Origin of the sequence: Oxalicibacterium faecigallinarum, assembly GCF_014635705.1 — a bacterium.
Classification (GTDB): Bacteria; Pseudomonadota; Gammaproteobacteria; order Burkholderiales; family Burkholderiaceae_D; genus Oxalicibacterium; species Oxalicibacterium faecigallinarum.
The window spans coordinates 888,435-911,537 of sequence record NZ_BMDI01000001.1 but is presented as its reverse complement, the minus strand read 5'-3'; the positions used below and the strand labels follow the sequence as shown (position 1 = coordinate 911,537).

Below are 23,103 nucleotides of genomic sequence, written 5' to 3'. Positions count from 1 at the left end.
GAGATTCGAGTTGGTGGTGCAGTATGTCTGTCATTTCTATCTTGGTTGAAACGATCCACGGGCGTAAGCCCATTTAACTGAAATTAGGAATAGTAATGGCAACTGGCATCGTAAAATGGTTCAATGATTCGAAGGGTTTCGGCTTTATCACCCCTGACGAAGGCGGCGAAGATCTGTTCGCACACTTCTCGGCAATTCAGTCGACCGGCTTCAAATCTCTGCAAGAGAACCAACGTGTTTCCTTTGAAGTGACTTCGGGTCCTAAAGGCAAACAAGCTTCGAACATTCAAGCAATCTAAGCTGAATCGAATTCAAAGCAAAAGCCCCGGCATGCCGGGGCTTTTTTGTTTCTGGTCGCCTGTTCTCAGGCAGATAACGTGCGTCGCAGATTACGTTCTTCCTGCCATGCCCGATAGTCCGGATTGCTGACCGATTGTGCGGCGCGTTGTTCTGCCGTGCTGTCTGCATGTGCATTGAGAAGACGCAGTGCAATACGTGGATCTGGCAGCGTCGTGCCGTAAAAGGCTACTTCGTCACCGCGCTGTATCAAAATGGTCGGGAAATTCTCGACATCAAAATCACCGATCAAATCGGCACGATCCTCGATATCGATCCAGACGAACAGCTTGTCCGCATGTTCGCTGGCAAGTGCATCAAAGCCGGCACGGTAAGAGGTGCAGACATCGCACCATGCTGCACACAGACAGGCAACGACCCACGTGTCATCGCGCATCTTTTGCAGCAGATCGTTGCGATTGTTTTCTTCAAGAATGAGGCTTGGCATGCCGCTATTTTAGCTGCTTGTTGTTCAGCGTGCGAATTGCAAATAAGGCGTGGACTGGCATTACGAAGCCTGGCGGCACACGGTAAAATACGACTTATGTCTACGATTCTCGCCATCGAAACCTCTGCAGAACGCGCCTCGGCAGCACTTTTGCACCGCGATACGCTTATTTTTCGTGAAGTGGATGGCGTGACGACGCATTCGCAGACGATTTTGCCCATGGTGCAGAGCTTGCTGCAAGAGGCGCACATTACGCTCAAGGATTGTGATGCGATCGCCTATGGCGCAGGGCCCGGTTCGTTCACGGGTGTGCGCACCGCATGCGGGATTGCACAAGGTTTGGCGTTTGGTGCGCAGCGTCCGGTAATTCCTCTGGTGACCTTGCTGGCGCTGGCGCATGCTTGCCGGGAGAAGAGCGGTGCATCGGATGTGCTGGCCGTGATGGATGCACGTATGGGCGAGGTCTACTGGGCGCAATACCGGTACGAGCAGGAATGGCAGATCGTTGTGCCGCCGACTTTGTCTGCGCCATCTGATGTGATTCCGGTGCGTGAGGTGACTGCATGTGGCAATGGATTGCGCGCTTATGCCGCAGACTTCAAGGATAAGCCTTATTACTCGCCCGTCTGGCAGGATCTGATGCCGCACGCAGCCCAGCTTGCTGTGCTGGGAGCTCGCGCTTTTGCAAATGGGCAGATTGTTGATGCTGCACATGCCGAGCCGTTGTATCTGCGTAATAAGGTGGCACTTACAACACGGGAGCGGCAGGAAAAAGCGGAGCGTACGGCAGCATGAGTTCTGTTCCAAGTCCTATCCGCTTGCACGAGCCGGCTTCGGCACATGGGCTCTTCTTCTATCGTATGCAGCTGTCGGATATCGATGATGTGCTGGCGATTGAAAATGACTTGTACCCTTTCCCGTGGACACATGGCAATTTTGTGGATTCCATCCGCAGTGAGTATGAAACCTGGGTGCTGCGTGATGGTCGCGGCACAATGTATGGCTATTTTCTGTTGATGCTGCTGGTGGATGATGCGCATTTGCTGAATATCAGCGTGCATCGCAATTTGCAGGGAAAAGGTATCGGTTTGCTGTTGCTGGACAAAGCGCGTTCAATCGCCGTCGATAACAAACTGGAGTCGATGTTGCTGGAAGTGCGTCCTTCCAATGAGCGTGCGGCCAAGATTTATGTGCGTTATGGTTTTGACCGTATCGGAATCCGCAAAGGGTATTATCCGGCACCGAATAACACGCGCGAAGATGCAATCGTCATGAAGCTGATGCTATGACGGATCCCGCACGCCGTTTTGCTTTCCTGCAGGAAATGGGCTTGGGGCCGATCTGGTCCCGACGCGATATCGTTTCGGGCACCGTGAGCGAGTTTCAAGAAGCGCCCGCTTTGGAACAGGTTCAGCCTGTGCCGAGCGTGCCGGCGACGGCATTGATCCCGACCGCCGACGCGGTACAAGAGCAATCCGTTCAGGTTACGCCACGCGTTTCGGTCGATGCCTCTGTACAGCACATGGATTGGCTGCAACTGCAATCTGCCGTGAGTGGATGCCGGCAATGTACCCTGTGTCATAGTCGTACACAGACTGTTTTTGGCACGGGAGACCAGAAGGCGCGCTGGTTGTTTGTCGGCGAGGGCCCGGGTCGGAATGAAGATATTCAGGGTGAGCCATTTGTCGGCCCGGCGGGCAAGCTGCTCGATAACATGATGGGAGCGATGGGGCTTAAGCGTGGCGAGAACACCTACATCGCAAATATCGTCAAATGCCGTCCGACTGATGGCAACCGCAAAGATCGTCCACCTGCACTGGATGAAGCGACGGCTTGCATGCCGTACCTCGAACGGCAGATTGCCCTGATCGATCCGACGGTCATCGTTGCACTGGGCAAGACGGCCGCACTGTCATTATTAAAGCTGGATCCGGCAACGCCTGTCAGCCGTCTGCGCGGATCGGTGCATCGCTACGGTGACAAGCCGGTGATCGTTACCTATCATCCTGCCTATCTCTTGCGAAACCTTGCTGACAAGGGAAAGACGTGGGCCGACCTGTGCCTGGCAATGCGTTCTTTCGAAACAGCTGACTAGCGTGTTTGTTTCGCACAATTTCCAACGTGAATTCCATCAGCGCTGGAGTCATCTCACTCATCCGCATGTACGCAGTCTGGCGTGGTTGCTCGATGCACCAGATTTACTTGATCAGGATGCCAGTCAATGGCATGGGCAGATTGCAACGCTCAATCAGGTAACCGGCTCGCGGGATATCAATACGTTTCTCACTGCACTTGATCAACAGCCGGCACCATTGCTGGCTTCTCTCGAAATCAACCCTTTCACCAGATTGGGCCGTTATGCAGAAGCACTGATGGCGTTCTACCTGCGTGAGGAAGGCCTGCTGGTTCAGCATGGTTTGCAGGTACGTGCGGATAAAAATAGCACGATAGGCGAGTTCGATTTTCTGCTACGGTTGAACGATGCGCTGGTGCATTGGGAGTTTGCGACCAAATTTTATCTGCTGGAATCCAGCGGAGCCGGTCACGATGCCGATTACTTTGTCGGTCCGAATCTGGCGGATACGCTCGGTGCAAAAATGAACAAGATCTTTGCGCGCCAATTGCATCTTTCACGGCATCCTGCCGCGCAAGCCTTATTACCCGAGCCTGTTGCAACAGCACAGGCATTGGTCAAAGGCTGGTTGTTCTACAAGGATGGGGATTCCGAGCAGACTTTGGACGGATTGAATGCAGCTCATTGCCGTGGATTCTGGGCCACGAGTTCCGATTTGTTTGCGAGAGCTGATATTGATAGCATGCGTTTTGCCGTTCTTCACAGGCTGGCCTGGCTGGCACCAGCACGGATGTCATTGGATCATGTGCTGTCAGCCGACGCATTGGCAGACATGCTGCAGGCACATTTCATCGATGAGACGATGCCGGTGATGGTCGCCCTTATGGAAGTCAGGGGGAACGAAGCGCTGGAAGTCGAGCGAGGTTTTATTGTGCCGGACGACTGGCGCACACGCGCCGGTCAACGCATTGGACTAAGTCGCCAGCAGAGCTGAGATCAATGCTTTGCTTCGCCGATCAGTGAGAGCGAGTCATGCTGACGTTGGTTTGCCGCATGTCTGCGCATGATCAGATACATGATGCCGGAAACAAACAGGCCAAACATGCCGATCACGATATTGATGTTGAGATCGATCTTCACCATCAGGGCATAGATCATCAGCATCGTCAGCACAGACAGATTTTCGTTGAAATTCTGTACCGCAATGGAGTGACCTGCGCTCATCAGAACGTGGCCACGATGTTGCAGCAAGGCGTTCATCGGCACGACGAAGTAGCCGGACAGCGCACCGATGATGACGAGCAGTGGATATGCATACCAGATCGAGTCGACCATGGTCATGGCCAAAACCACGAATCCCATGATGACGCCGAGCGGCATGACAGTCAGCGATTTTTTCAACGGCACGAAGCGGGCGGCAGCGACGGCGCCAAGTGCAACGCCAACAGCGACGATACCTTGCAAGATTGCAGCCTTGTCGAGCGGCATGCCGAGTGAGCTTTCTGCCCACTTCAGCACAATGAATTGCAAGGTTGCGCCGGCACCCCAGAACAGCGTAGTCACAGCCAGCGAGATCTGGCCTAAACGATCTTTCCAGAGCGTCTTGAAGCAGCCTGCGAAATCGACAATCAACTTGATCGGATTGCGTTCCTGATGTGCATAACGTGCGCCGGTGTCCGGAATCTTCAGATTGAAAAGCGCTGCCAGTACATACGCAAGCGAAATGATGCATAGCGCCGCTTCTGCCGGCGTATCAATGCCGATCATGTGAAAGCCGTCAAAGGACAACAAGTAGGCAGCGACCTTGGGATTGACGAGGGCGCCCCCCATGACAGTGCCGAGAATGATCGATGAAACGGTCAGGCCTTCAATCCAGCCGTTGGCGGCAACCAGTTTTTCAGCGGGCAGTAGTTCGGTCAGGATGCCGTATTTGGCGGGCGAATAGGCAGCCGCGCCAAAACCCACCACTGCGTAAGCCAGCAAAGGGTGAACATGGAAGAACATCATGGTGCAGCCGGCGATCTTGATCAGGTTCGTGATGAACATGACACGACCTTTGGGCAGAGCATCAGCAAAAGCGCCCACAAAAGCGGCGAGCAGCACATAGGAAAGGACGAAGAAAAGCTTCAGTAATGGCGTCATCCATTCCGGTGACTCCATGACCGTTAATAAGGCGATTGCCGCTATGAGGAGAGCATTGTCGGCGAGCGAAGAAAAAAACTGCGCCGCCATGATGGTGTAAAAACCGCGATTCATTGGATCGATCTTATTTTTAAGCTTTGTCTCTGTTCTGCTTTATACCATATAAAGGGTAGGCGAAATATGACAACCGTTGCCGCGAGCCAGCGGCGTGTCCGGTAAAATACACGCTTGACTGATTGACTACGTTTTTGATTAATCCATGCCAAGACCGCTTGTTGCCACTGTCGATATCGCTGCACTCCAACATAATCTCGACGTTGCAAAGGCACATGCGCCCCACGCAAAGATCTGGGCGATCGTCAAAGCCAATGCCTACGGACATGGCCTGGAACGCGCGATACGCGGGTTTTCCAAGGCAGATGGCCTGGGGCTGATTGAGCCCGAGGCGGCGCTTGCCCTGCGTGAATTAGGCTGGAGCAAGCGTATCCTGTTGCTGGAAGGTTGCTTCGACGCTGCAGACCTGCATGCCGCCGCCGCCCATCACATCGATATTGTCGTGCATTCGATGGAACAGCTGGTACTGCTGGAGCGCGCTGAGCTGGCTGAGCAGGTCGATGTACACCTGAAAATCAATTCCGGAATGAATCGTTTGGGCTTCATTCCGGCAATTTGCCGCGATGTGTATGAAAGACTGCGTTCCTTGCCGTATGTTCGCAATATCTCTTTTCTTACGCATTTTGCCAATGCCGATGATGCATTCAATCCTGCCTTGCCATTGAGCGAGCAGATGCATCGTTTTCAGATGGCAACGCAAGGTTTGGAGGGCGAGCGTTGCCTGTCCAATTCGGCAGCTGATTTATTGCATGCCGATTGCGCGGCGGACTGGGTACGCCCCGGCATCATGTTATACGGTGCGACGCCGTCACCGCAAACCGCTGCCTCCTTTGGTTTGCAACCGGCGATGACGTTACGCAGCGAAATCATTGGTATCCAGCATATCGCCCGGGGTGACGCGGTTGGCTACGGCAGCCGCTTTGTTGCGGAAAGCCCGATGACTATTGGCGTTGTTGCATGTGGTTATGCCGACGGTTATCCACGCCACGCACCAACCGGCACGCCTGTTCTCGTGGATGGCATCAAGACACGTATGGTGGGGCGCGTCTCGATGGATATGATTACGGTCGATTTGACACACCTGCAGAACGCGAAAGTTGGCAGCAGCGTGACCTTGTGGGGGGACGGCTTGCCAATCGATGACGTTGCCAGTGCCGCCGGTACGGTTGGATATGAGCTTATGTGTGCGGTAGCACCACGTGTTCGCATGATTGAAGTAAACGGATAAGAAAACAGAGCATGGCCAAGGTTAAAACGAATTACACCTGCACGGAATGCGGTGGTGTCACGAGTAAGTGGACGGGCCAATGTCCGGCGTGCTCAGCCTGGAACACGCTGGTGGAAACCGTGATCGAGACAGGTGCCAACAATCGTTTTTCCAATCAACATCAGGGGCTGGCACAAAGTGCGCCCGTGCTGAGTCTGGCTGACATTGAAGCCATTGATGTGCCGAGATTTGGTACGGGCATTGAAGAGTTTGATCGCGTACTGGGCGGAGGGCTTGTATCTGGCGGCGTCGTCCTGATCGGTGGCGATCCAGGTATTGGCAAGTCGACCTTGCTGCTGCAGGCACTGGCAAATCTTTCCAAACTGAAGAAGGTGCTCTATGTCAGCGGTGAAGAGTCCGGCGCACAGATTGCCCTGCGAGCCAAACGTCTGGCTGTGGATGCCAAAGAGCTCAAGCTGCAGGCAGAGATTCAACTGGAAAAAATCCTGGGAACGCTCGCCGAGCACAAGCCAGATGTTGCCGTGATCGACTCGATCCAGACCATGTATTCCGACGCCTTGAGTTCGGCACCAGGCTCGGTGGCGCAGGTGCGCGAATGCGCAGCGCAATTGACGCGTGTGGCGAAACAAAGTGGCGTGACGATCATCATGGTCGGTCATGTGACCAAGGAAGGGGCGCTGGCCGGACCACGTGTGCTGGAGCATATCGTGGATACCGTTCTGTACTTTGAAGGCGATACCCATTCCAGTTTCCGTCTGGTACGGGCGATCAAGAATCGTTTTGGTGCCGTCAACGAACTCGGTGTGTTTGCGATGACAGAAAAAGGATTGAAGGGAGTTTCCAATCCTTCTGCACTGTTTTTGTCGCAGCATGACAATCCTGTTCCCGGTTCCTGCGTGATAGTCACGCAGGAAGGAACACGGCCGCTTCTGGTCGAAATTCAGGCGCTGGTCGATTCTTCGCCTTTGCCAAACGCAAGACGCTTATCCGTTGGTCTGGAACAGAATCGTCTGGCAATGCTATTGGCGGTCATGCATCGACATGCAGGTGTCGCGGCCTATGATCAGGATGTGTTCATCAACGCGGTGGGTGGCGTCAAGATAACCGAGCCGGCAGCTGATCTTGCCGTTCTGCTGGCGATTCAGTCGTCGATGCGCAGTAAGCCGTTACCACGCGGTCTGGTGGTCTTTGGCGAGGTTGGTCTGGCGGGTGAAATTCGTCCTGCACCACGTGGTCAGGAGCGTTTGCGCGAGGCAGCCAAGCTGGGCTTTTCTCTCGCGCTGATTCCCAAATCAAATGCGCCCAAACAGAAAATCGAAGGCTTGAAAGTCGTGGGTGTCGAACGTATTGACGAGGCGATCAACCGCATTCGAGAATTTGAATAAGGTCATTCATTTCGTTTGGCGGCGATGCTCAGGCGAAATGCTTGGTCAGTAATGCCGCAGCTTTTTTGCCGCTGCGCACTGCAGATTCAATCGTCGCCGGGTAAGGGCCGTTCAAGTAATCACCTGCAAGTGCAAAGCTTGCATACGCTGTTTTTTCCTCAGCACGTTGCAGCGATGGTGTACAGGAGAACGTGGCGCGTTTTTCCGTGATGACCTGTCCCCAGAGTGGCTGTGCCAGTTGTGGTTGCTGCAGCGCGTCGGCAAGCTGTGCGGCAACTGCCTGTATTAATTCGCTATGTGTCAGGTCGGTCGCGGCGTTCGCCGTGCTGATGACGACAGCCAACAGGCCTTTGTTGTCATCCTGCAGTTGGCCGCGATCAAAAACAAACTGGCCCCAATGGCCGATGGCTGGATCATCGAGCAAGGCAAACATAGGTTGCGCGAGGCTTGTCTCTTCCGTGTACTGCAAATAACAGGTTGTAATGGGTTCAAACGTCATTGCCGGAATGGGGATATCGTCGATCGATTGCAGCAACCCAGACGCGATCGAAGGCGAGGTGGCGAGTACGATCCCATCGAACGTTTGTGTCTCGCCGATACTTTTTTGTAGTGCCCATCCATCGTCTGTCTTCTGGATGTTTTTGATGCTGCAAGCGGTGGTGACCTTGCCGCCCAGATTTTGCACGTATGCCGCGGCGCGTTCCGGATACAGACTGCTCAGATCGATGCGTGGCAGCAGCATGTCCGATGCGGTACGTTTTTTGGCACCCAGGCTGTCGCGTAGCACGTTGAGGAATACTTGCGCCGATGCTTGCTCGATCGGTGTATTGATAGCGGCAATACACAATGGGCGCCATAGCAATCTGATCAGGCGCTCGGTCTGATCAAAACGTTCCAGCAAGGTGAGGACGTCACAGTCTTCGTTGAGCTGCCAGTCCATCCAGCGTGCGCTGGTGCTGAAGCGTGCCAGCGCCATTTTGTCATCGCGCGCCAGGCCGCTTGCGCGGAACAGGGCAACCAGCATGTGCAGCGGCGCAGGTAAACGCGGCGCAAGGAAATCCATGCCGTCGCATCCTGCCGGGTAACGCATTTGCAAGGGCAGACGAAGCAGGGCAGATTCGGGATCGACGCCGACTTTGCGCAGCTGAGCGAGGGTGTCGGCATAAGCACCGAGCAGAATATGCTGGCCGTTGTCGAGAAGCTGGTCATGGATGCTGACAGCGCGGGCGCGTCCACCCAGCGTGCGTGATGATTCGAACAAGGTGATGTGAAAGCCGGCATCGGCGAGTTCCACGGCAGCGGTGCAACCAGCCCAGCCACCGCCAATTACTGCAATCGATGTATGCGTTTTCATGCAGCGAGGGCAGCAGACACCATCATCAACCGCGGATGTAGGTGATCCACGCCAGCCACAGTTTGCGGATAGGCGTCAGCGAGATGCGTTGATTCAACACATGGAATCCATCGCGCTGAATTTCGTTGAGCAAGGCGCGATAGATCGATGCCATGATCAGGCCCGGACGCTGTGCGCGGCGATCCTCTTTGGGCAGAATCGACAGGGCCTCGTCATAGCAGTGTTGTGCACGCTCGGCTTGAAACTGCATCAGCTTTTCAAAATCTTCGGTATGGCGCGCATTGAGAATATCGGCCGCTGTTACATTGAATTGCTGCAACTCATTGATGGGCAGATAGATGCGACCCTTGCGTGCGTCTTCACCCACGTCACGGATGATGTTGGTGAGTTGAAATGCGAGTCCCAGTTTTTCTGCGTATTCAAGCGTGCGGATGTTGGTTACACCAAAAATCTTGGCGGAAAGAATCCCGACCACACTGGCGACATGCCAGCAATATTTGCGCAGGCCGGCGAAGTCCAGATAGCGTGTCTGGTCCAGATCCATTTCCATGCCATCAATGATCGCCAGCAGATGGGTCACTTCCAGTGAATAGACGTCTAGATGAGGTTGCAAAGCCTTGGTGACAGGATGCGTGGGCGTGCCGTTGACCATGGTGCCGATTTCTGTGCGCCACCAAGCCAGTTTGGCGCGCGCAATGGACACATCCGTGCACTCATCGACCGTGTCATCAACTTCGCGACAAAATGCGTAGAGTGCCGTGATGGCACGGCGTCTCTCCGGAGAAAGAAACAGGAAGCTGTAATAAAAGCTCGAACCGCTTTGGGCTGCTTTTTGCTGGCAGTATTCGTCAGGTGACATAAGATGGACGCGCTTCGGGCGAAAACAATCCGCTATGCTAGCCGACTACGTCGCGCAGGACAAATAAAGTAAAGGCGAGACGACATTAATATCGACGCATACGCCATGCGCGCGCGGCCAATAGAAACCAGTCAAGCTTGCCTAGTGTAGGGCGGCGATGAAAAACGTCGTAATCGACGGCTTCAATTTTTTCCAGGATACGCAACCCGCCTTGCACGACAAGTCGCAGTTCCCAGCCAACGCGTCCCGGTAATCGGGTTGCGAGCGGGGCACCCGAAAGGAGCAGAGCGCGTGCGCGATCCACTTCAAAGCGCATCAGCTTTTGCCAAGCGGCATCCGTGGTTCGCGCTGCAATCTGCTGTTCGCTGACCCCAAATTGCATGCGATCGTCGTTTGGCAGATAAATACGTGCCTTGGCCCAGTCGATCGCCACATCCTGCCAGAAGTTGGTTAGCTGCAAGGCGGAGCAAATCGCATGCGAGTCACGGAGGTTATCTTCTGTCGCTGCACCATAAAGATGAAGCATCAGGATGCCAACCGGATCGGCGGAACGGCGGCAGTAATCAAGCAAACGTGGATAGCTCTCGTAACGCGTTGTCACGACATCCTGGCTAAACGCAGATAGCAGATCGTGAAAGGGTTGCAAAGGTAACCGGTAATCCGCAATAACAGCAGCCAGATCCCGGAATAGCCTTGTTTCCGGCGTTCTTCCTTCCGCAATGCGTCTCAACTCTTGTTGATAGGCGTCGAGCGCTTGCAGGCGTTCCGCAGGCGATGCGTCACCTTCATCGGCCAGATCGTCTGCGCTGCGGGCAAAGGCATAGATGACTTGTACCGGTGCACGTAATCTTGCGGGAAGAAGAATGGATGCGACGGGAAAATTTTCGTAGTGATCAACGGACATGGGAAGGCAGGGCTGCCGGGCGGCGGTGGAAAGAAAGCTCGGATGATCGAGTACGCATGGTAAATGAAAATGGCGGCACGCTTGCAATTTCGTCATGGCAGGGACAGGCATCATGGTCAAGTTGTCAAAAATAAGCGCAAGATAGGCAAAATCCGTTAAAATCGCGGGCTGAAGTCGAGCAGCCGATCAAAAAGTAGTCCGGGCGACCCCATTTTCACTTCGCGGTCGCCTTTTGCTTTTTATAACGCTGCAAGCACATCCTGCGAGGATGGCGAAATTGGTAGACGCACCAGGTTTAGGTCCTGACGCCAGCAATGGTGTGGGGGTTCGAGTCCCCCTCCTCGCACCACAGAATTCTTTATTTTTTGGACAAAACACATGGCAACTGCAGTCGAAACTCTGGACAAACTCGAACGCCGTATCACGATCACCGTGCCGACCGCCGATATTCAGGCTGAAGTCGAAAAACGCCTCAAGGTGCAAGCACGCAAGGCCAAGGCACCTGGTTTCCGCCCAGGCAAAGTGCCGATGAAAATGGTTGCTGCACAATACGGCTACCAAATCGAAAACGATGTGCTGAATGACAAAGTCGGCAAGGCATTCAACGATGCGGCTACCGAAAACAACCTGCGTGTCGCAGGCTTCCCGCGTATCGAGCCCAAGTCGGATGACGTGGCTGAAGGCACCGTCGCATTCAACGCGACGTTTGAAATCTATCCGGAAATCAAGGTCGGCGACCTGGCAACAGCCGATGTTGAGAAAACCGTTGCAGAAGTCAGCGACGCCGAAATCGACAAGACCATCGACATCCTGCGCAAGCAGCGTGTGCATTACCACGTCAAAGGCGAGCAGAGCGCGCACGGCGATGGTGGTTCCGATCTGACCGCGCAGAATGGCGATCGTGTGACGATCGATTTCGTTGGTACGATCGATGGCGTTGAATTCCAGGGCGGTAAAGCGGACGACTACGCATTTGTATTGGGCGAAGGCCGCATGCTGGCTGAATTTGAAGCCGGCACCATCGGTTTGAAAGTGGGCGAATCCAAAACCTTTCCGTTGTCGTTCCCGGCTGATTACCACGGTGCGGACGTCGCTGGCAAAACGGCTGAATTCACGATTACCCTGAAGCAGATCGAGTGGGCACACCTGCCGGAAGTTGATGCGGAATTTGCCAAGTCGCTCGGTATTCCAGACGGCGATCTGGGCAAAATGCGCGAAGACATCAAGGTCAATTTGCAACGCGAAGTCAGCAATCGCGTCAAAGCCCGTACCAAAGAAAGCGTCATGGATGCGTTGATCAAGATCAGCGAACTGGATGTGCCGAAAGCGCTGATCGATCAGGACGTCGAGCGCTTGATGGAAATGACCCGTCAGGACATGCAGCAACGCGGCATGAAAGTTTCCGACACGCCTTTCCCACGTGAGTTGTTCACCGAACAAGCGGAGCGTCGCGTTCGTCTGGGCCTGATCCTGGCGGAAGTCGTGAAAGCCAATGAACTGCAAGCCAAGCCAGAACAGGTCAAGGCGCAGGTTGAGGAATTTGCGCAAAGCTACGAAGACCCGCAGCAAGTTCTGAAGTACTATTTCAGCGATCGCAGCCGTCTGGCTGAGGTGGAAGCTCTTGTATTGGAAGAAAACGTCGTCAATTACGTGCTTGGCAAAGCCAAGGTTGCCGAGAAGTCGGTTGCCTTCGACGAATTGATGAGCAATAACGCACCACAGGGTTAATCACCCTTGTGCGTCTCCTGAGGAAAGCACAATGACTACTAGCATGATTCGTACTTCCGCTCTCGATACCGATATGCTCGGTATGGTTCCAATGGTGGTCGAGCAGAGCGGTCGCGGCGAGCGCGCCTATGACATCTATTCCAGATTGTTGAAGGAACGCATTATTTTTCTGGTTGGGCCGGTCAATGACCAGATGGCCAATCTGATCGTCGCGCAGTTGCTGTTCCTTGAAAGCGAGAATCCGGACAAGGATATTTCGCTGTACATTAACTCGCCAGGCGGCTCGGTTTCGGCCGGAATGGCGATTTATGACACCATGCAGTTCATCAAGCCGAATGTCTCGACGCTGTGTACCGGTCTGGCGGCATCGATGGGTGCTTTCCTGCTGGCTGCCGGTGAAAAAGGCAAGCGTTTTTCGCTGCCGAACTCGCGCATCATGATTCACCAGCCTTTGGGTGGTGCACAAGGTCAGGCTTCCGACATCGAAATTCAGGCACGTGAAATTTTGTATCTTCGTGAGCGTTTGAACGGCATTCTCGCGGAACGTACCGGTAAATCGGTCGAAGAGATTGCAAAAGACACGGATCGCGACAATTTCATGTCTGCTGAAGCGGCCGTCAGCTACGGTTTGATTGATGCGGTATTGACACACCGCGAATAAATCCGGTTTGCCTTGACAAGACGCCCGGACGGTAACGTTCGGGCGTTTTTATTTGGATGTTGCTATTATTCAAACGGATGCCTGCGTGACGAATTTCCAATTCGCAGGTAATATCAAAGCCATACTTAACCAGAGAAACGCGCACCATGTCAGACAAAAAATCTTCAAGCGGCGAGAAACTGCTTTACTGCTCGTTCTGCGGCAAGAGTCAGCACGAGGTGAAGAAATTGATCGCCGGTCCTTCGGTGTTCATCTGCGACGAGTGCATTGACCTCTGTAACGATATCATCCGCGATGAAGCAGCCAGCGTGGAAACGGTTGGCGGTTCGCCGCGTAGTGATCTGCCGACACCGCTGGAGTTGTGTGAATTGCTGGATCAATACGTGATCGGGCAGCAATCCGCCAAGCGTATTCTTTCTGTTGCGGTCTATAACCATTACAAACGTCTTAAGCATCTGGGTAAAAAGGACGATGTCGAATTGGCCAAGAGCAATATTCTGCTTGTTGGCCCGACCGGTTCCGGTAAAACCCTGTTGGCGCAAACGCTTGCACGTACCCTGGACGTGCCATTCGTGATCGCTGATGCAACCACCCTGACCGAAGCGGGTTATGTCGGCGAGGACGTTGAAAACATCATTCAAAAGCTTCTGCAGAGCTGCAACTATGAAGTTGAGAAGGCGCAGAAGGGGATTGTTTATATCGATGAAATCGACAAGATTTCGCGTAAATCCGACAACCCCTCGATTACCCGTGACGTCTCGGGTGAAGGTGTGCAGCAGGCCTTGCTCAAGCTGATCGAAGGCACGATGGCTTCCGTGCCACCGCAAGGCGGCCGTAAGCATCCGAATCAGGATTTTGTGCAGATCGATACCACGAATATTCTGTTTATTTGTGGCGGCGCGTTTGATGGCTTGGCCAAGATCATTTCGGAACGTTCGGAAAAGAGCGGCATTGGCTTCTCGGCAAGCGTGAAAAGCCGGGAAGAGCGCTCAACCAGCGCGGTGATGATGGATACCGAACCGGAAGATCTGGTCAAGTTTGGTCTGATTCCCGAATTGGTTGGTCGTCTGCCTGTGATCGCTACGCTGCGTGAACTCAACGAGGACGCGCTGATTCAGATTCTGGTTGAGCCGAAGAATGCGCTGATCAAGCAGTACACGAAGCTCTTGCAAATGGAAGGTGCAGAACTTGAGATTCGTCCTGCAGCCTTGCAGGCCATTGCCAAAAAAGCGATTGCGCGCAAGACGGGTGCACGTGGTCTTCGTTCCATTCTTGAACATGCTCTGCTCGACGTGATGTTCGAGTTGCCAAGTGAGCAAGATGTTGCGAAGGTTGTCATTGATGAAGGCACGATTACCAATGGCGCCAAACCTCTGCTGATTTATCACGAGCAACCGAAGGTTTCTGGGTCGAAATGATAAGAAACGAACAAATATCCGTATAAATCGTATGGAAATCATGAAAAACAGGCCAAAAAGGCCTGTTTTTTTTTGAAAAGCAGTACAATAAATTCAGCAGGACACAATTCAGGCTTCCATCGTAGAGCCACTTCGAAGATTTCCCTTCGTAGGTGGCTTTTTTGTTGGCTAAATTGCGTTTTTGTTTGCTGTTCGGGCTTGTGTTTTGGCCATTAGCGCCAACATCATCAACACGTTTAACGATAAGGCTCGCCATGACGACTACTACTTCACTCGAACAAACTCAATTGCCGTTATTGCCTCTGCGGGATGTCGTTGTCTTCCCGCACATGGTGATTCCGCTTTTTGTCGGTCGTCCCAAATCCATCAAGGCGCTTGAAGCGGCCATGGAACAAGGCAAGAGCATCATGCTTGCTGCTCAGAAGGCGGCTGCCAAGGACGAACCATCCGCATCCGACATTTACGAGATCGGTTGCGTTGCCAATATTCTGCAAATGCTGAAGCTGCCGGACGGCACCGTCAAGGTGCTGGTCGAGGGCGCGCAGCGTGCACGCATCCATCACATCAGTGAACTCGAAACGCATTTCGTCGCTGATCTGACGCCAATCGAATCCGAAGCCGGCGATGAGTCGGAAGTGGAAGCAATGCGCCGCGCGATTGTTCAGCAGTTTGATCAGTACGTCAAACTCAACAAGAAGATTCCGCCAGAAATCCTGACTTCGCTGGCTGGCATCGATGATGCAGGTCGCCTGGCGGACACCATTGCTGCTCACTTGCCGCTCAAACTCGAGCAGAAGCAGGTCATTCTGGAAATCTTTGATGTCGCCAAGCGTTATGAGCATCTGCTGGGACAACTCGAAGGCGAACTCGACATTCTGCAAGTCGAGAAGCGTATTCGTGGGCGCGTCAAACGCCAGATGGAAAAATCGCAGCGCGAGTACTATCTGAACGAGCAAGTTAAAGCGATTCAGAAGGAACTGGGCGAGGGCGAAGATGGTGCCGATCTCGAAGAACTCGAGAAGAAAATCATCGCAGCCAAAATGCCAAAAGAGGCATTGGCAAAAGTACAGAGCGAGCTCAAAAAGCTCAAGCTCATGTCGCCCATGTCTGCCGAGGCGACTGTTGTGCGCAATTACATCGACACCTTGCTCGGTTTGCCATGGAAGAAAAAATCCAAGGTCAACAATGATCTGGCAAATGCCGAAAAAGTGCTCGACGCGGATCATTACGGCCTTGAAAAGGTCAAGGAACGCATTCTCGAGTATCTTGCTGTGCAACAGCGCGTTGATAAAGTGAAAGCGCCGATCCTGTGCTTCCTCGGGCCTCCAGGTGTGGGTAAGACTTCGCTGGGTCAGTCGATTGCCAAGGCAACGAACCGTAAATTCGTTCGTATGGCATTAGGTGGTGTGCGCGATGAAGCAGAAATCCGCGGCCACCGTCGAACCTACATCGGCTCGATGCCAGGCAAGATTCTGCAAAGCCTGTCGAAGACTGGCGTGCGCAATCCATTGTTCCTGCTTGATGAGATCGATAAGCTGGGCATGGACTTCCGCGGCGATCCTTCATCGGCATTGCTGGAGGTTCTTGATCCTGAACAGAACCACACGTTCTCTGATCACTATGTCGAAGTCGATTTCGATTTGTCGGATGTGATGTTTGTTGCGACATCAAACTCGTACAACATTCCACCGGCATTGCTGGATCGTATGGAAGTCATTCGCCTGTCCGGTTACACGGAAGATGAAAAGACCAATATCGCCCAGCGTTATCTGTTGCCGAAGCAGATCAAGAACAACGGTCTGAAAGAAGATGAGATCAGCGTCAGCGAAGCAGCGATCCGCGACATCATTCGTTATTACACGCGTGAAGCAGGTGTACGTTCGCTCGAGCGCGAGATTTCGAAAATCTGCCGCAAGGTCGTCAAGATGCTGCTGTTGAAAAAGCAGGATCGCAAGATCAGCGTTACACCAAAGAACATCGACAAGTTTCTCGGTGTCCGTCTGTTCGACTTCGGTGTGGCCGAGAAAGAAAATCAGATCGGTCAAGTCGTTGGTCTCGCATGGACGGAAGTGGGTGGCGATCTGCTGACCATCGAATCGATGAGCATGCCGGGTAAGGGTGGTGTCATTCGTACCGGTACCTTGGGCGATGTGATGAAAGAGTCGATCGAGGCGGCACGTACGGTTGTACGCAGTCGCGCGAGGAAGCTCGGCATCAAACCTGACGTGTTCGAGAAGAGTGACATCCACATTCACGTTCCGGAAGGGGCGACACCCAAAGACGGCCCGTCCGCAGGTATCGCGATGACTCTGGCGATGGTGTCGGTCTTCACCGGTATTCCTGTTCGTGCCGATGTTGCCATGACTGGTGAAATCACCTTGCGTGGCGAAGTATTGCCAATTGGCGGCTTGAAAGAGAAGCTGTTGGCAGCGCATCGTGGCGGCATCAAAACGGTCTTGATTCCTGAACAGAACGTGAAGGATCTTGCGGAGATTCCAGACAATGTGAAGAACAAGCTCGAGATCGTGCCAGTAAGATGGATCGATAAAGTGCTTGAGATTGCATTGGAGCGTGCGCCGGAACCATTGTCGGACGAAGAGATTGCAGCGATTGATAATGCCGTTGCCAAGCCTGCAGAATCGACAGAGTCTTCACAAGTCAAACACTAAAGTGATATGTCGCTAAAAGCGCTCTTCGGAGCGCTTTTTTTTCGTCTACTGCGCTGGAATGCATGTTTTCTGATCCGCAAACAAGCGCAAACATGCAGTTTTCCAGAGGGGAATCTTGGGTAAAGCGCTTGACACATGGCGTTGCCGCTTGTTTAATACTTGCTGCAGATTTTGCTGCCACCGCACGATCGTGATTCCAGATTGGTTTGGCGATGTGCGGCATTCAACCTTTGTGAGGGGACGTAAGTGAACAAAACCGAATTGATCGACCACATTGCTGGTTCCGCCGATATTTCCAAAGCTGCCGCAACGCGTGCACTTGACTCCATCATTGGTGCAGTCAAGACCACGTTGAAAAAGAACGGCACCGTGACCCTCGTTGGTTTCGGTACTTTCTCGGTTGGCAAACGTGCTGCACGTACCGGCCGTAATCCACGTACCGGCGAAGCGATCAAAATCAAATCGGCTAAAGTGCCTAAGTTCAAACCAGGCAAGGCACTGAAAGACGCCGTCAACTGATAAGAATTGCGTAGTGCAAATTACGCGGTCCTGTTGTAAAATCTTTGTTCTTTGCGGCGTGGTGACAACGCTGTATGTTTGACGGGTCAAGCGCTTGGGTGCTTAGCTCAGTTGGTAGAGCGGCGCCCTTACAAGGCGTAGGTCGGGAGTTCGAGCCTCTCAGCACCCACCACCAACGCTCCGTCAGGCTCGCAAGGAATCTTCAAGTAGTCAGGAGTGGTAGTTCAGCTGGTTAGAATACCGGCCTGTCACGCCGGGGGTCGCGGGTTCGAGCCCCGTCCACTCCGCCAAGAAAAAGAAAAGGCGAACGAGAGTTCGCCTTTTTTTACATGCAACGTACGCATCGTGTTTTATCCGTGATTGGTTAGTCATGTTTGAATATATCCGTTCCCACCAGCGCCTGATGATGCTGCTTTTGCTGCTCATCATCTTTCCCTCCTTTGCATTCTTTGGTCTTGAGAGCTACACCAGCATGGGAGATGCGCGCGATACCGTTGCCAAAGTAGATGGCAAGGAAATCACGCAGCCTGAACTTGATGCCGCACAACGCGAGCAAACCGATCGCATGCGTCAGATGTTTGGTGCGCAGTTCGACGCCAGCATGCTCGAAACGCCGGAAGCGAAACAGGAAATTCTCGACGACCTGATCGCACGTCGCGTACTCGCTTCTGAAGCGCGTCGCAATGCACTTTCCGTGTCGGACCGCACATTGCAGCAGACAATTGGCGGCATGGCCGGCTTGACCCTGCCGGATGGCAAATTCGATATCGAACGTTACAAGGCATTGTTGGCAGCGCAAGGCATGACGCCAGCGATGTTTGAAGCGCGTCTGCGTCAGGACATGGCGATTCAGCAGGTCAACGCAGCGATTCAGACCACCGCATTTGCGCCAGTTTCGCTGGCACAGCGTTTGTCCGAACTGAATGAGCAAGAGCGCGAAGCGCAGCAATTGCTGTTCAAGTCATCCGACTATGCGTCGCAGGTCAAGGTAACGGATGAGATGCTGCAGTCCTACTACGACAACAGCAATGCATTTAATGTCCCGGAACGTGTCAAGGCGGAGTACGTCGTCCTGAGCATGGATGCACTGGAATCCCAGGTCACGGTCAGTGATGCAGATATCCAGTCCTACTACGACCAGAACAAATCGCAGTACGGCGTGCCTGAACAGCGTCGTGCGAGCCATATCCTGATCGCGGTCGATAAGAATGCACCGGAAGCGGACAAGAAAGCGGCAAAGGAAAAAGCGGAAAAATTATTGGCAACACTGAAGCAAAGTCCTCAGGAGTTTGCAGAGCTTGCCAAGAAAAACTCGGATGATCCGGGTTCTGCCGAGCGTGGTGGTGACCTGGACTTCTTCGGTCGCGGCATGATGGTTAAACCGTTCGAAGATGCTGCCTTCTCCCTCAAGCAGAATGAAATCAGCAATCTGGTGCAGTCTGATTACGGTTACCACATCATCAAGGTAACGGGCATCAAGGCGGCATCGGAGCGTCCTTTGGCGGAAGTGAAAAACGAGATCGCCAAGGAAATCAAAAAGCAACTGGTTGCCCGCAAGTTCACCGAGACTGCAGAAGTCTTTGGTAATACGCTCTATGAGCAGTCGGAAAGCCTGCAGCCTGTCGCCGAGAAACTGCAACTGAAAATTCAGTCTGTCGACAATCTGTCGCGTCAGGTGAGCCAGACAGCGGGCGCCAGCGCACCTTATAACAATCAACGTTTCCTGTCTGCCTTGTTCTCTGACGATGCACTGCGTAACAAGCGCAATACTGAAGCCGTGGAAATCGCGCCGAATACGCTGATTGCTGGTCGTGTCGCGGATTACAAACCGAGCAGCAAACGACCATTCGAGGAAGTCAAGGCAGCGGTGCGTGAGCGCGTCGTGCAGGCAGAAGCACAAGTACTGGCAAAGAAAGCTGGCGAGGCCAAGCTGGCTGCACTGAAAGAAAAAGATGATGCCACCGGTTTTGCGGCGGCTCAGACATTTTCACGTGCCAAGAGCCAAAATGCCAATCCTGCTGTCTTTCTCGCTGTCATGAAGGCGGATACGAGTGCGCTGCCATCGTATGTTGGTGTCGAAACGCCGGGCGGATACAGCGTTTTGCGTTTGATGCGCGTGGTCCAGCCGACCAATATCGATCGCGCTAAGCGTGATGCCGAAAAACAGCAGATTGCAGAAGTGCTCGCGCAGGAAGAAACGCTGGCTTATATCGACGTCTTGAAAGAGCGTGCGAAGGTCAAGATCGTTAAGCCGATTGCGCAGGGCAACAAGGAAACAGATTAATACGCCGCCTTGTTCGTAGAAAAAAGCCGCATGTCATGCGGCTTTTTTATGCGGTTTTTCCTGGTGATGGATGAAGTCTATTTTGCGACCAGCAGAGGTTTGATCTCGGGCCAGATGTTATCGAGAATGATTGGGTGCGCAGCCGGAGCGGGATGAATGCGATCGGCCTGAAATAAATTAGGATTCTCCGCCACGCCTTTCAGCATGAAGGGCACCAACGCGGCATTGGTTTCCTTGGCAACAGCCGGAAACACGGCGCTGAACTGGCGTGTGTAATCACCCCCGTAATTCGGTGGGATCTGCATGCCGACTATGAGCACCTTGGCTTTGATTGCTTGTGCATTCTGCGTCATGGTCATCAGATTGTCGCGCGTTGACGAGAGTGCCAAGCCGCGCAAGGCATCATTTGCGCCCAGTTCGACGACAACCACATCAGGCTTGTGCTTATTGAGAAGGGCGGGCAAACGCGCACGTCCGCCACTGGTGGTTTCTCCACTGATACTGGCGTTGACGATACTGGCCTGAATGTTTTCCTTGGCCATGCGCTGTTCCATCAGGTGTACCCATCCTTCTCCACGGGCAAGACCATATTCGGCAGACAGGCTATCGCCAAGCACGAGCACCACTTTTGATGCAGAATGGGCATTCAAGGAAAACGCCATCGATACAACCAGCAAACCTGTGCGCAGCCATTTTCCTGCTGCGTCGCCAACAATCTTATTCCGCATGCCTGAATCCTTTCTTTCGTTTCCTGCAATTGAAGCAATCAGCCTGACCAAACGCGTTGCCGACGCAACGGGAGAGCTCATCATTCTGCATGGCATTGATTTTACCGTGCAGGCTGGTGACACGCTGGCGATTGTCGGTGCCTCGGGTTCTGGAAAATCGACCTTGCTTGGCCTGCTTGCCGGGTTGGATACACCTTCGGCCGGAACAGTTCGACTCGGCGGTACGGATATTTTCGAGATGGATGAAGATGGCCGTGCCGGTCTGCGCAAGGAACGGCTTGGATTTGTATTCCAGTCATTTCAGTTGCTGGGGCATTTGAATGCGTTGGAAAACGTGATGTTGCCGCTGGAACTCCGCGGTGATGCCGAAGCGCGCAGCAAGGCAGAGGCGATGTTGGCACGTGTTGGTTTGGCCAGTCGCCTCAAGCATTACCCCAAATATCTGTCGGGTGGCGAGCAGCAGCGCGTTGCCCTGGCGCGGGCATTCGTGAGCGAACCACCGTTGCTGTTTGCGGATGAGCCGACGGGCAGTCTGGATGCGGCAACCGGCGAATCGGTCATCAAGCTCATGTTTGAATTGAATCAGGAACGAAATTCGACACTCGTGCTGGTGACGCATGACAAGTCGATTGCGGCATTGTGTAAGCGCACGATCACAATTGCAGCAGGGCGACTTGCCTGATCAGATCTGCCTTGGTTGATGCGCGTTTACCAGCTGATTGAGAGTGCTGCGTATTGCGGGAATCAGCTCACTCGCTGTCAGGCCGATCGGTCCGATGCCTTGTTCGACGAGATCGTCGGCCGCATGACCGTGCATCCATGTTGCCGCAAGCGCGGCCTCCCACGCTGGCCAGTCTTGCGCCAGTAGTGCGCCACATACACCAGCGAGTACGTCTCCTGCGCCGGCCGTTGCCAGACCAGGATTGCCGGTTGGATTGATCATGATCTCGCCATCCGGTTTGGCAATGATGGAGCCGGCCCCTTTCAGAATCACAATGGCATGCAGGCGCGAGGCGAGCGTTCGTGCTGCGGCGACGCGATCAGACTGTACGGCTGCCGTATCGCAGTCCAGCAGCCGTGCTGCTTCAAGCGGGTGGGGCGTCAGAATGAGTGGACGTCGCGTGCCTTGCAGCTTTTTTTGCAGGCTCATTTCCATGGCCAGAAGATTCAGTGCGTCGGCATCCAGAACCAGTGCGGCGTTCGTTTGCAGGGCTTTTGCCAGTACATCGTGTGCCGCACGTGCGGTACCGAGGCCGGGGCCGACGACGAGTGTCTTGGCGTCCGATGGCATGTTGTCGATGGCGCGACACATGATTTCCGGCTGCTGCAAGTCCAGCGAGAAGTGAGGGTCCAGCATCGCCAGAAACACGCGTCCCGTACCCAGTTTGGCTGCCGTGCGAGCGGAAAGAATCGCCGCGCCGAGCATGCCCGCCGCTCCGCCGATGATCACCGCATTCCCGTAGCTGCCCTTGTGCGTATTCTGTCGGCGTGCACGCAGCATGTTGCCGAAATCTGCGATACGAGTGCGTTGCATGCGTGTCGTATGCAGCAGCGCCGGATCGAGCGAAAGATCGGCAACATGCACGATCCCCGCATGATCCGGCCCATCGCCCGTATGCAGACCAGCCTTGTTTCCGATGAAGGTCAGGGTATGCGTTGCCTGGATCGCGCATCCGCTTGTCAGGCCGACGATATTGCCGGTGTCGGCATCCAGTCCGCTCGGTACATCCAGTGCAAGTACGTAGCGTGCGTGCAGTGCGTTGATCGTCCGGATCAGTTGCGCATTATTTTCTGTGACCGCACGCATCAGGCCGATGCCAAATAAGCCGTCGATGACCAGGTCCCAGGATGTTTGCTTCAGCTGATCCTGATTGTCTTGGGCAAGCCAGTGCACATGGCTGTCTTGCGCATGTCGCCATGCTGTCTGCGCATCTGTCGGCAGGTTGCCGGGTGCAGTGGTCAGGACGACGGTCACGTCGCCTGTCTTGGACAACAGATGTGCCGCCTCCAGCGCGTCACCACCATTGTTGCCGGGACCAGCGATGATCAGAATTTTTGGAGCGTCAAGGTCTTGCAACAACTCGCTGGCCAATGCCGCGCTGGCGGCACCGGCACGCTGCATCAGGGTAAAAGGTGGCAGGGTACGCAATGCGGATTGCTCGATACGCCGAATCGCACCAACGGTGTACAGCCTGTGAGCAAGCGTCATGCAGTAAAGTCCTTCACGCGGCGAGAGGGAGTCAATGCGTACG

General features: G+C 53.9%; 22 protein-coding genes and 3 tRNA genes. 17 read left to right on the top strand and 8 right to left on the bottom strand.

Going from position 1 to position 23,103, the window contains the following annotated elements; translation table 11 throughout:
* The first annotated feature begins 95 nt into the window (after nucleotides 1-95).
* Nucleotides 96-299: a cold-shock protein gene (locus tag IEV29_RS04385; RefSeq protein WP_188380026.1), complete on the top strand. Its 204-nt coding sequence runs from the start codon at nucleotides 96-98 to the stop codon at nucleotides 297-299.
* 65 nt (nucleotides 300-364) lie between these two features.
* Here IEV29_RS04385 and IEV29_RS04380 read toward each other — a convergent pair whose 3' ends face one another.
* Entirely contained in the window at nucleotides 365-784 is a 420-nt protein-coding gene (locus IEV29_RS04380; RefSeq protein WP_188380025.1) for a thioredoxin family protein, read from the bottom strand.
* Between the two features lie 96 nt (nucleotides 785-880).
* On the opposite strand from IEV29_RS04380, the gene tsaB reads away from it, so the two are divergent.
* From tsaB to IEV29_RS04360, 4 genes are read left to right on the top strand one after another with little or no spacing between them, the layout of a single operon-like run.
* Nucleotides 881-1,579, top strand: a complete 699-nt coding sequence (gene tsaB / locus IEV29_RS04375; RefSeq protein ID WP_188380024.1) for a tRNA (adenosine(37)-N6)-threonylcarbamoyltransferase complex dimerization subunit type 1 TsaB — start codon at nucleotides 881-883, stop codon at nucleotides 1,577-1,579.
* Nucleotides 1,576-2,073: a ribosomal protein S18-alanine N-acetyltransferase gene (rimI, locus tag IEV29_RS04370; protein WP_188380023.1), complete on the top strand. Its 498-nt coding sequence runs from the start codon at nucleotides 1,576-1,578 to the stop codon at nucleotides 2,071-2,073. Before tsaB ends, rimI begins: the two co-directional genes overlap by 4 nt.
* Nucleotides 2,070-2,879, top strand: a complete 810-nt coding sequence (locus tag IEV29_RS04365; protein WP_188380022.1) for a uracil-DNA glycosylase — start codon at nucleotides 2,070-2,072, stop codon at nucleotides 2,877-2,879. The genes rimI and IEV29_RS04365 overlap by 4 nt, the downstream gene beginning before the upstream one ends.
* A gap of 1 nt (nucleotide 2,880) precedes the next feature.
* Entirely contained in the window at nucleotides 2,881-3,852 is a 972-nt protein-coding gene (locus IEV29_RS04360; protein WP_229726229.1) for a DUF1853 family protein, read from the top strand.
* Between the two features lie 2 nt (nucleotides 3,853-3,854).
* Here the strand turns inward: IEV29_RS04360 and lplT are convergent, their stop codons facing one another.
* Nucleotides 3,855-5,114, bottom strand: coding sequence for a lysophospholipid transporter LplT (gene lplT / locus IEV29_RS04355; protein ID WP_188380021.1), 1,260 nt, complete (start codon nucleotides 5,112-5,114; stop codon nucleotides 3,855-3,857).
* A 145-nt stretch (nucleotides 5,115-5,259) separates the two neighbouring features.
* Between lplT and alr the strand changes: the two genes are divergently transcribed.
* Nucleotides 5,260-6,342 (top strand): alanine racemase, encoded by a 1,083-nt coding sequence (gene alr / locus IEV29_RS04350; protein ID WP_188380020.1) that lies wholly within the window; start codon nucleotides 5,260-5,262, stop codon nucleotides 6,340-6,342.
* 11 nt (nucleotides 6,343-6,353) lie between these two features.
* Nucleotides 6,354-7,727: a DNA repair protein RadA gene (radA, locus tag IEV29_RS04345; protein ID WP_188380019.1), complete on the top strand. Its 1,374-nt coding sequence runs from the start codon at nucleotides 6,354-6,356 to the stop codon at nucleotides 7,725-7,727.
* 28 nt (nucleotides 7,728-7,755) lie between these two features.
* Here radA and hpnE read toward each other — a convergent pair whose 3' ends face one another.
* From hpnE to hpnC, 3 genes are all read right to left on the bottom strand, one after another.
* Nucleotides 7,756-9,081: a hydroxysqualene dehydroxylase HpnE gene (gene hpnE, locus IEV29_RS04340; protein WP_188380018.1), complete on the bottom strand. Its 1,326-nt coding sequence runs from the start codon at nucleotides 9,079-9,081 to the stop codon at nucleotides 7,756-7,758.
* A 25-nt stretch (nucleotides 9,082-9,106) separates the two neighbouring features.
* On the bottom strand, nucleotides 9,107-9,940 hold the full coding sequence (hpnD, locus tag IEV29_RS04335; RefSeq protein ID WP_188380017.1) for a presqualene diphosphate synthase HpnD: 834 nt from the start codon (nucleotides 9,938-9,940) through the stop codon (nucleotides 9,107-9,109).
* Between the two features lie 85 nt (nucleotides 9,941-10,025).
* Nucleotides 10,026-10,844: a squalene synthase HpnC gene (gene hpnC, locus IEV29_RS04330; RefSeq protein WP_188380016.1), complete on the bottom strand. Its 819-nt coding sequence runs from the start codon at nucleotides 10,842-10,844 to the stop codon at nucleotides 10,026-10,028.
* A 262-nt stretch (nucleotides 10,845-11,106) separates the two neighbouring features.
* Here hpnC and IEV29_RS04325 point away from each other — a divergent pair.
* The 5 genes from IEV29_RS04325 to lon all read left to right on the top strand — a co-directional run bounded on the left by IEV29_RS04325 (nucleotide 11,107) and on the right by lon (nucleotide 17,320).
* A tRNA-Leu gene (locus IEV29_RS04325) sits at nucleotides 11,107-11,193 on the top strand.
* Between the two features lie 29 nt (nucleotides 11,194-11,222).
* Nucleotides 11,223-12,572 carry a trigger factor gene (tig, locus tag IEV29_RS04320; protein WP_188380015.1) on the top strand — a complete coding sequence of 450 codons (1,350 nt, stop codon included), beginning with the start codon at nucleotides 11,223-11,225 and terminating at the stop codon, nucleotides 12,570-12,572.
* Between the two features lie 31 nt (nucleotides 12,573-12,603).
* On the top strand, nucleotides 12,604-13,233 hold the full coding sequence (clpP, locus tag IEV29_RS04315) for an ATP-dependent Clp endopeptidase proteolytic subunit ClpP (protein WP_308632705.1): 630 nt from the start codon (nucleotides 12,604-12,606) through the stop codon (nucleotides 13,231-13,233).
* Between the two features lie 146 nt (nucleotides 13,234-13,379).
* A complete protein-coding gene (gene clpX / locus IEV29_RS04310) occupies nucleotides 13,380-14,651 on the top strand; it encodes an ATP-dependent Clp protease ATP-binding subunit ClpX (RefSeq protein WP_188380014.1) in 1,272 nt (423 codons plus the stop codon).
* A gap of 254 nt (nucleotides 14,652-14,905) precedes the next feature.
* Nucleotides 14,906-17,320 carry an endopeptidase La gene (gene lon / locus IEV29_RS04305; protein WP_188380013.1) on the top strand — a complete coding sequence of 805 codons (2,415 nt, stop codon included), beginning with the start codon at nucleotides 14,906-14,908 and terminating at the stop codon, nucleotides 17,318-17,320.
* On the opposite strand, the gene IEV29_RS16135 is transcribed toward lon, so the two are convergent.
* Nucleotides 17,310-17,543 carry a hypothetical protein gene (locus tag IEV29_RS16135; protein ID WP_229726228.1) on the bottom strand — a complete coding sequence of 78 codons (234 nt, stop codon included), beginning with the start codon at nucleotides 17,541-17,543 and terminating at the stop codon, nucleotides 17,310-17,312. The genes lon and IEV29_RS16135 overlap by 11 nt on opposite strands.
* 23 nt (nucleotides 17,544-17,566) lie before the next feature.
* Here IEV29_RS16135 and IEV29_RS04300 point away from each other — a divergent pair, with 23 nt between their 5' ends.
* The 4 genes from IEV29_RS04300 (at nucleotide 17,567) to IEV29_RS04285 (ending at nucleotide 20,123) form a co-directional block, all read left to right on the top strand.
* Nucleotides 17,567-17,839 carry an HU family DNA-binding protein gene (locus IEV29_RS04300; protein WP_188380012.1) on the top strand — a complete coding sequence of 91 codons (273 nt, stop codon included), beginning with the start codon at nucleotides 17,567-17,569 and terminating at the stop codon, nucleotides 17,837-17,839.
* 96 nt (nucleotides 17,840-17,935) lie between these two features.
* Nucleotides 17,936-18,011, top strand: a tRNA-Val gene (locus IEV29_RS04295).
* 41 nt (nucleotides 18,012-18,052) lie between these two features.
* A tRNA-Asp gene (locus tag IEV29_RS04290) sits at nucleotides 18,053-18,129 on the top strand.
* An 80-nt stretch (nucleotides 18,130-18,209) separates the two neighbouring features.
* Nucleotides 18,210-20,123: a SurA N-terminal domain-containing protein gene (locus IEV29_RS04285; RefSeq protein WP_188380011.1), complete on the top strand. Its 1,914-nt coding sequence runs from the start codon at nucleotides 18,210-18,212 to the stop codon at nucleotides 20,121-20,123.
* Nucleotides 20,124-20,200: 77 nt separating this feature from the next.
* Here IEV29_RS04285 and IEV29_RS04280 read toward each other — a convergent pair whose 3' ends face one another.
* Nucleotides 20,201-20,851 carry an arylesterase gene (locus IEV29_RS04280; protein WP_188380010.1) on the bottom strand — a complete coding sequence of 217 codons (651 nt, stop codon included), beginning with the start codon at nucleotides 20,849-20,851 and terminating at the stop codon, nucleotides 20,201-20,203.
* Between IEV29_RS04280 and IEV29_RS04275 the strand changes: the two genes are divergently transcribed.
* Nucleotides 20,850-21,533: an ABC transporter ATP-binding protein gene (locus IEV29_RS04275; RefSeq protein ID WP_188380009.1), complete on the top strand. Its 684-nt coding sequence runs from the start codon at nucleotides 20,850-20,852 to the stop codon at nucleotides 21,531-21,533. The genes IEV29_RS04280 and IEV29_RS04275 overlap by 2 nt on opposite strands.
* Here the strand turns inward: IEV29_RS04275 and IEV29_RS04270 are convergent, their stop codons facing one another.
* Entirely contained in the window at nucleotides 21,534-23,060 is a 1,527-nt protein-coding gene (locus tag IEV29_RS04270; protein ID WP_188380008.1) for an NAD(P)H-hydrate dehydratase, read from the bottom strand. It lies immediately after the preceding gene.
* Nucleotides 23,061-23,103 lie beyond the last annotated feature (43 nt).

Bases quoted from the DNA above. Each gene is read 5' to 3' on its own strand.
- IEV29_RS04365 (WP_188380022.1), top strand. From the start codon at position 2,070: ATGACGGATCCCGCACGCCGTTTTGCTTTCCTGCAGGAAATGGGCTTG.
- tsaB (WP_188380024.1), top strand. From the start codon at position 881: ATGTCTACGATTCTCGCCATCGAAACCTCTGCAGAACGCGCCTCGGCA.
- hpnC (WP_188380016.1), bottom strand. From the start codon at position 10,844: ATGTCCGTTGATCACTACGAAAATTTTCCCGTCGCATCCATTCTTCTT.
- IEV29_RS04385 (WP_188380026.1), top strand. From the start codon at position 96: ATGGCAACTGGCATCGTAAAATGGTTCAATGATTCGAAGGGTTTCGGC.
- tig (WP_188380015.1), top strand. From the start codon at position 11,223: ATGGCAACTGCAGTCGAAACTCTGGACAAACTCGAACGCCGTATCACG.
- IEV29_RS04285 (WP_188380011.1), top strand. From the start codon at position 18,210: ATGTTTGAATATATCCGTTCCCACCAGCGCCTGATGATGCTGCTTTTG.
- hpnD (WP_188380017.1), bottom strand. From the start codon at position 9,940: ATGTCACCTGACGAATACTGCCAGCAAAAAGCAGCCCAAAGCGGTTCG.
- clpP (WP_308632705.1), top strand. From the start codon at position 12,604: ATGACTACTAGCATGATTCGTACTTCCGCTCTCGATACCGATATGCTC.
- IEV29_RS16135 (WP_229726228.1), bottom strand. From the start codon at position 17,543: ATGCCGCACATCGCCAAACCAATCTGGAATCACGATCGTGCGGTGGCA.
- rimI (WP_188380023.1), top strand. From the start codon at position 1,576: ATGAGTTCTGTTCCAAGTCCTATCCGCTTGCACGAGCCGGCTTCGGCA.
- IEV29_RS04280 (WP_188380010.1), bottom strand. From the start codon at position 20,851: ATGCGGAATAAGATTGTTGGCGACGCAGCAGGAAAATGGCTGCGCACA.
- hpnE (WP_188380018.1), bottom strand. From the start codon at position 9,081: ATGAAAACGCATACATCGATTGCAGTAATTGGCGGTGGCTGGGCTGGT.
- clpX (WP_188380014.1), top strand. From the start codon at position 13,380: ATGTCAGACAAAAAATCTTCAAGCGGCGAGAAACTGCTTTACTGCTCG.
- lon (WP_188380013.1), top strand. From the start codon at position 14,906: ATGACGACTACTACTTCACTCGAACAAACTCAATTGCCGTTATTGCCT.
- alr (WP_188380020.1), top strand. From the start codon at position 5,260: ATGCCAAGACCGCTTGTTGCCACTGTCGATATCGCTGCACTCCAACAT.
- radA (WP_188380019.1), top strand. From the start codon at position 6,354: ATGGCCAAGGTTAAAACGAATTACACCTGCACGGAATGCGGTGGTGTC.
- lplT (WP_188380021.1), bottom strand. From the start codon at position 5,114: ATGAATCGCGGTTTTTACACCATCATGGCGGCGCAGTTTTTTTCTTCG.
- IEV29_RS04275 (WP_188380009.1), top strand. From the start codon at position 20,850: ATGCCTGAATCCTTTCTTTCGTTTCCTGCAATTGAAGCAATCAGCCTG.
- IEV29_RS04380 (WP_188380025.1), bottom strand. From the start codon at position 784: ATGCCAAGCCTCATTCTTGAAGAAAACAATCGCAACGATCTGCTGCAA.
- IEV29_RS04270 (WP_188380008.1), bottom strand. From the start codon at position 23,060: ATGACGCTTGCTCACAGGCTGTACACCGTTGGTGCGATTCGGCGTATC.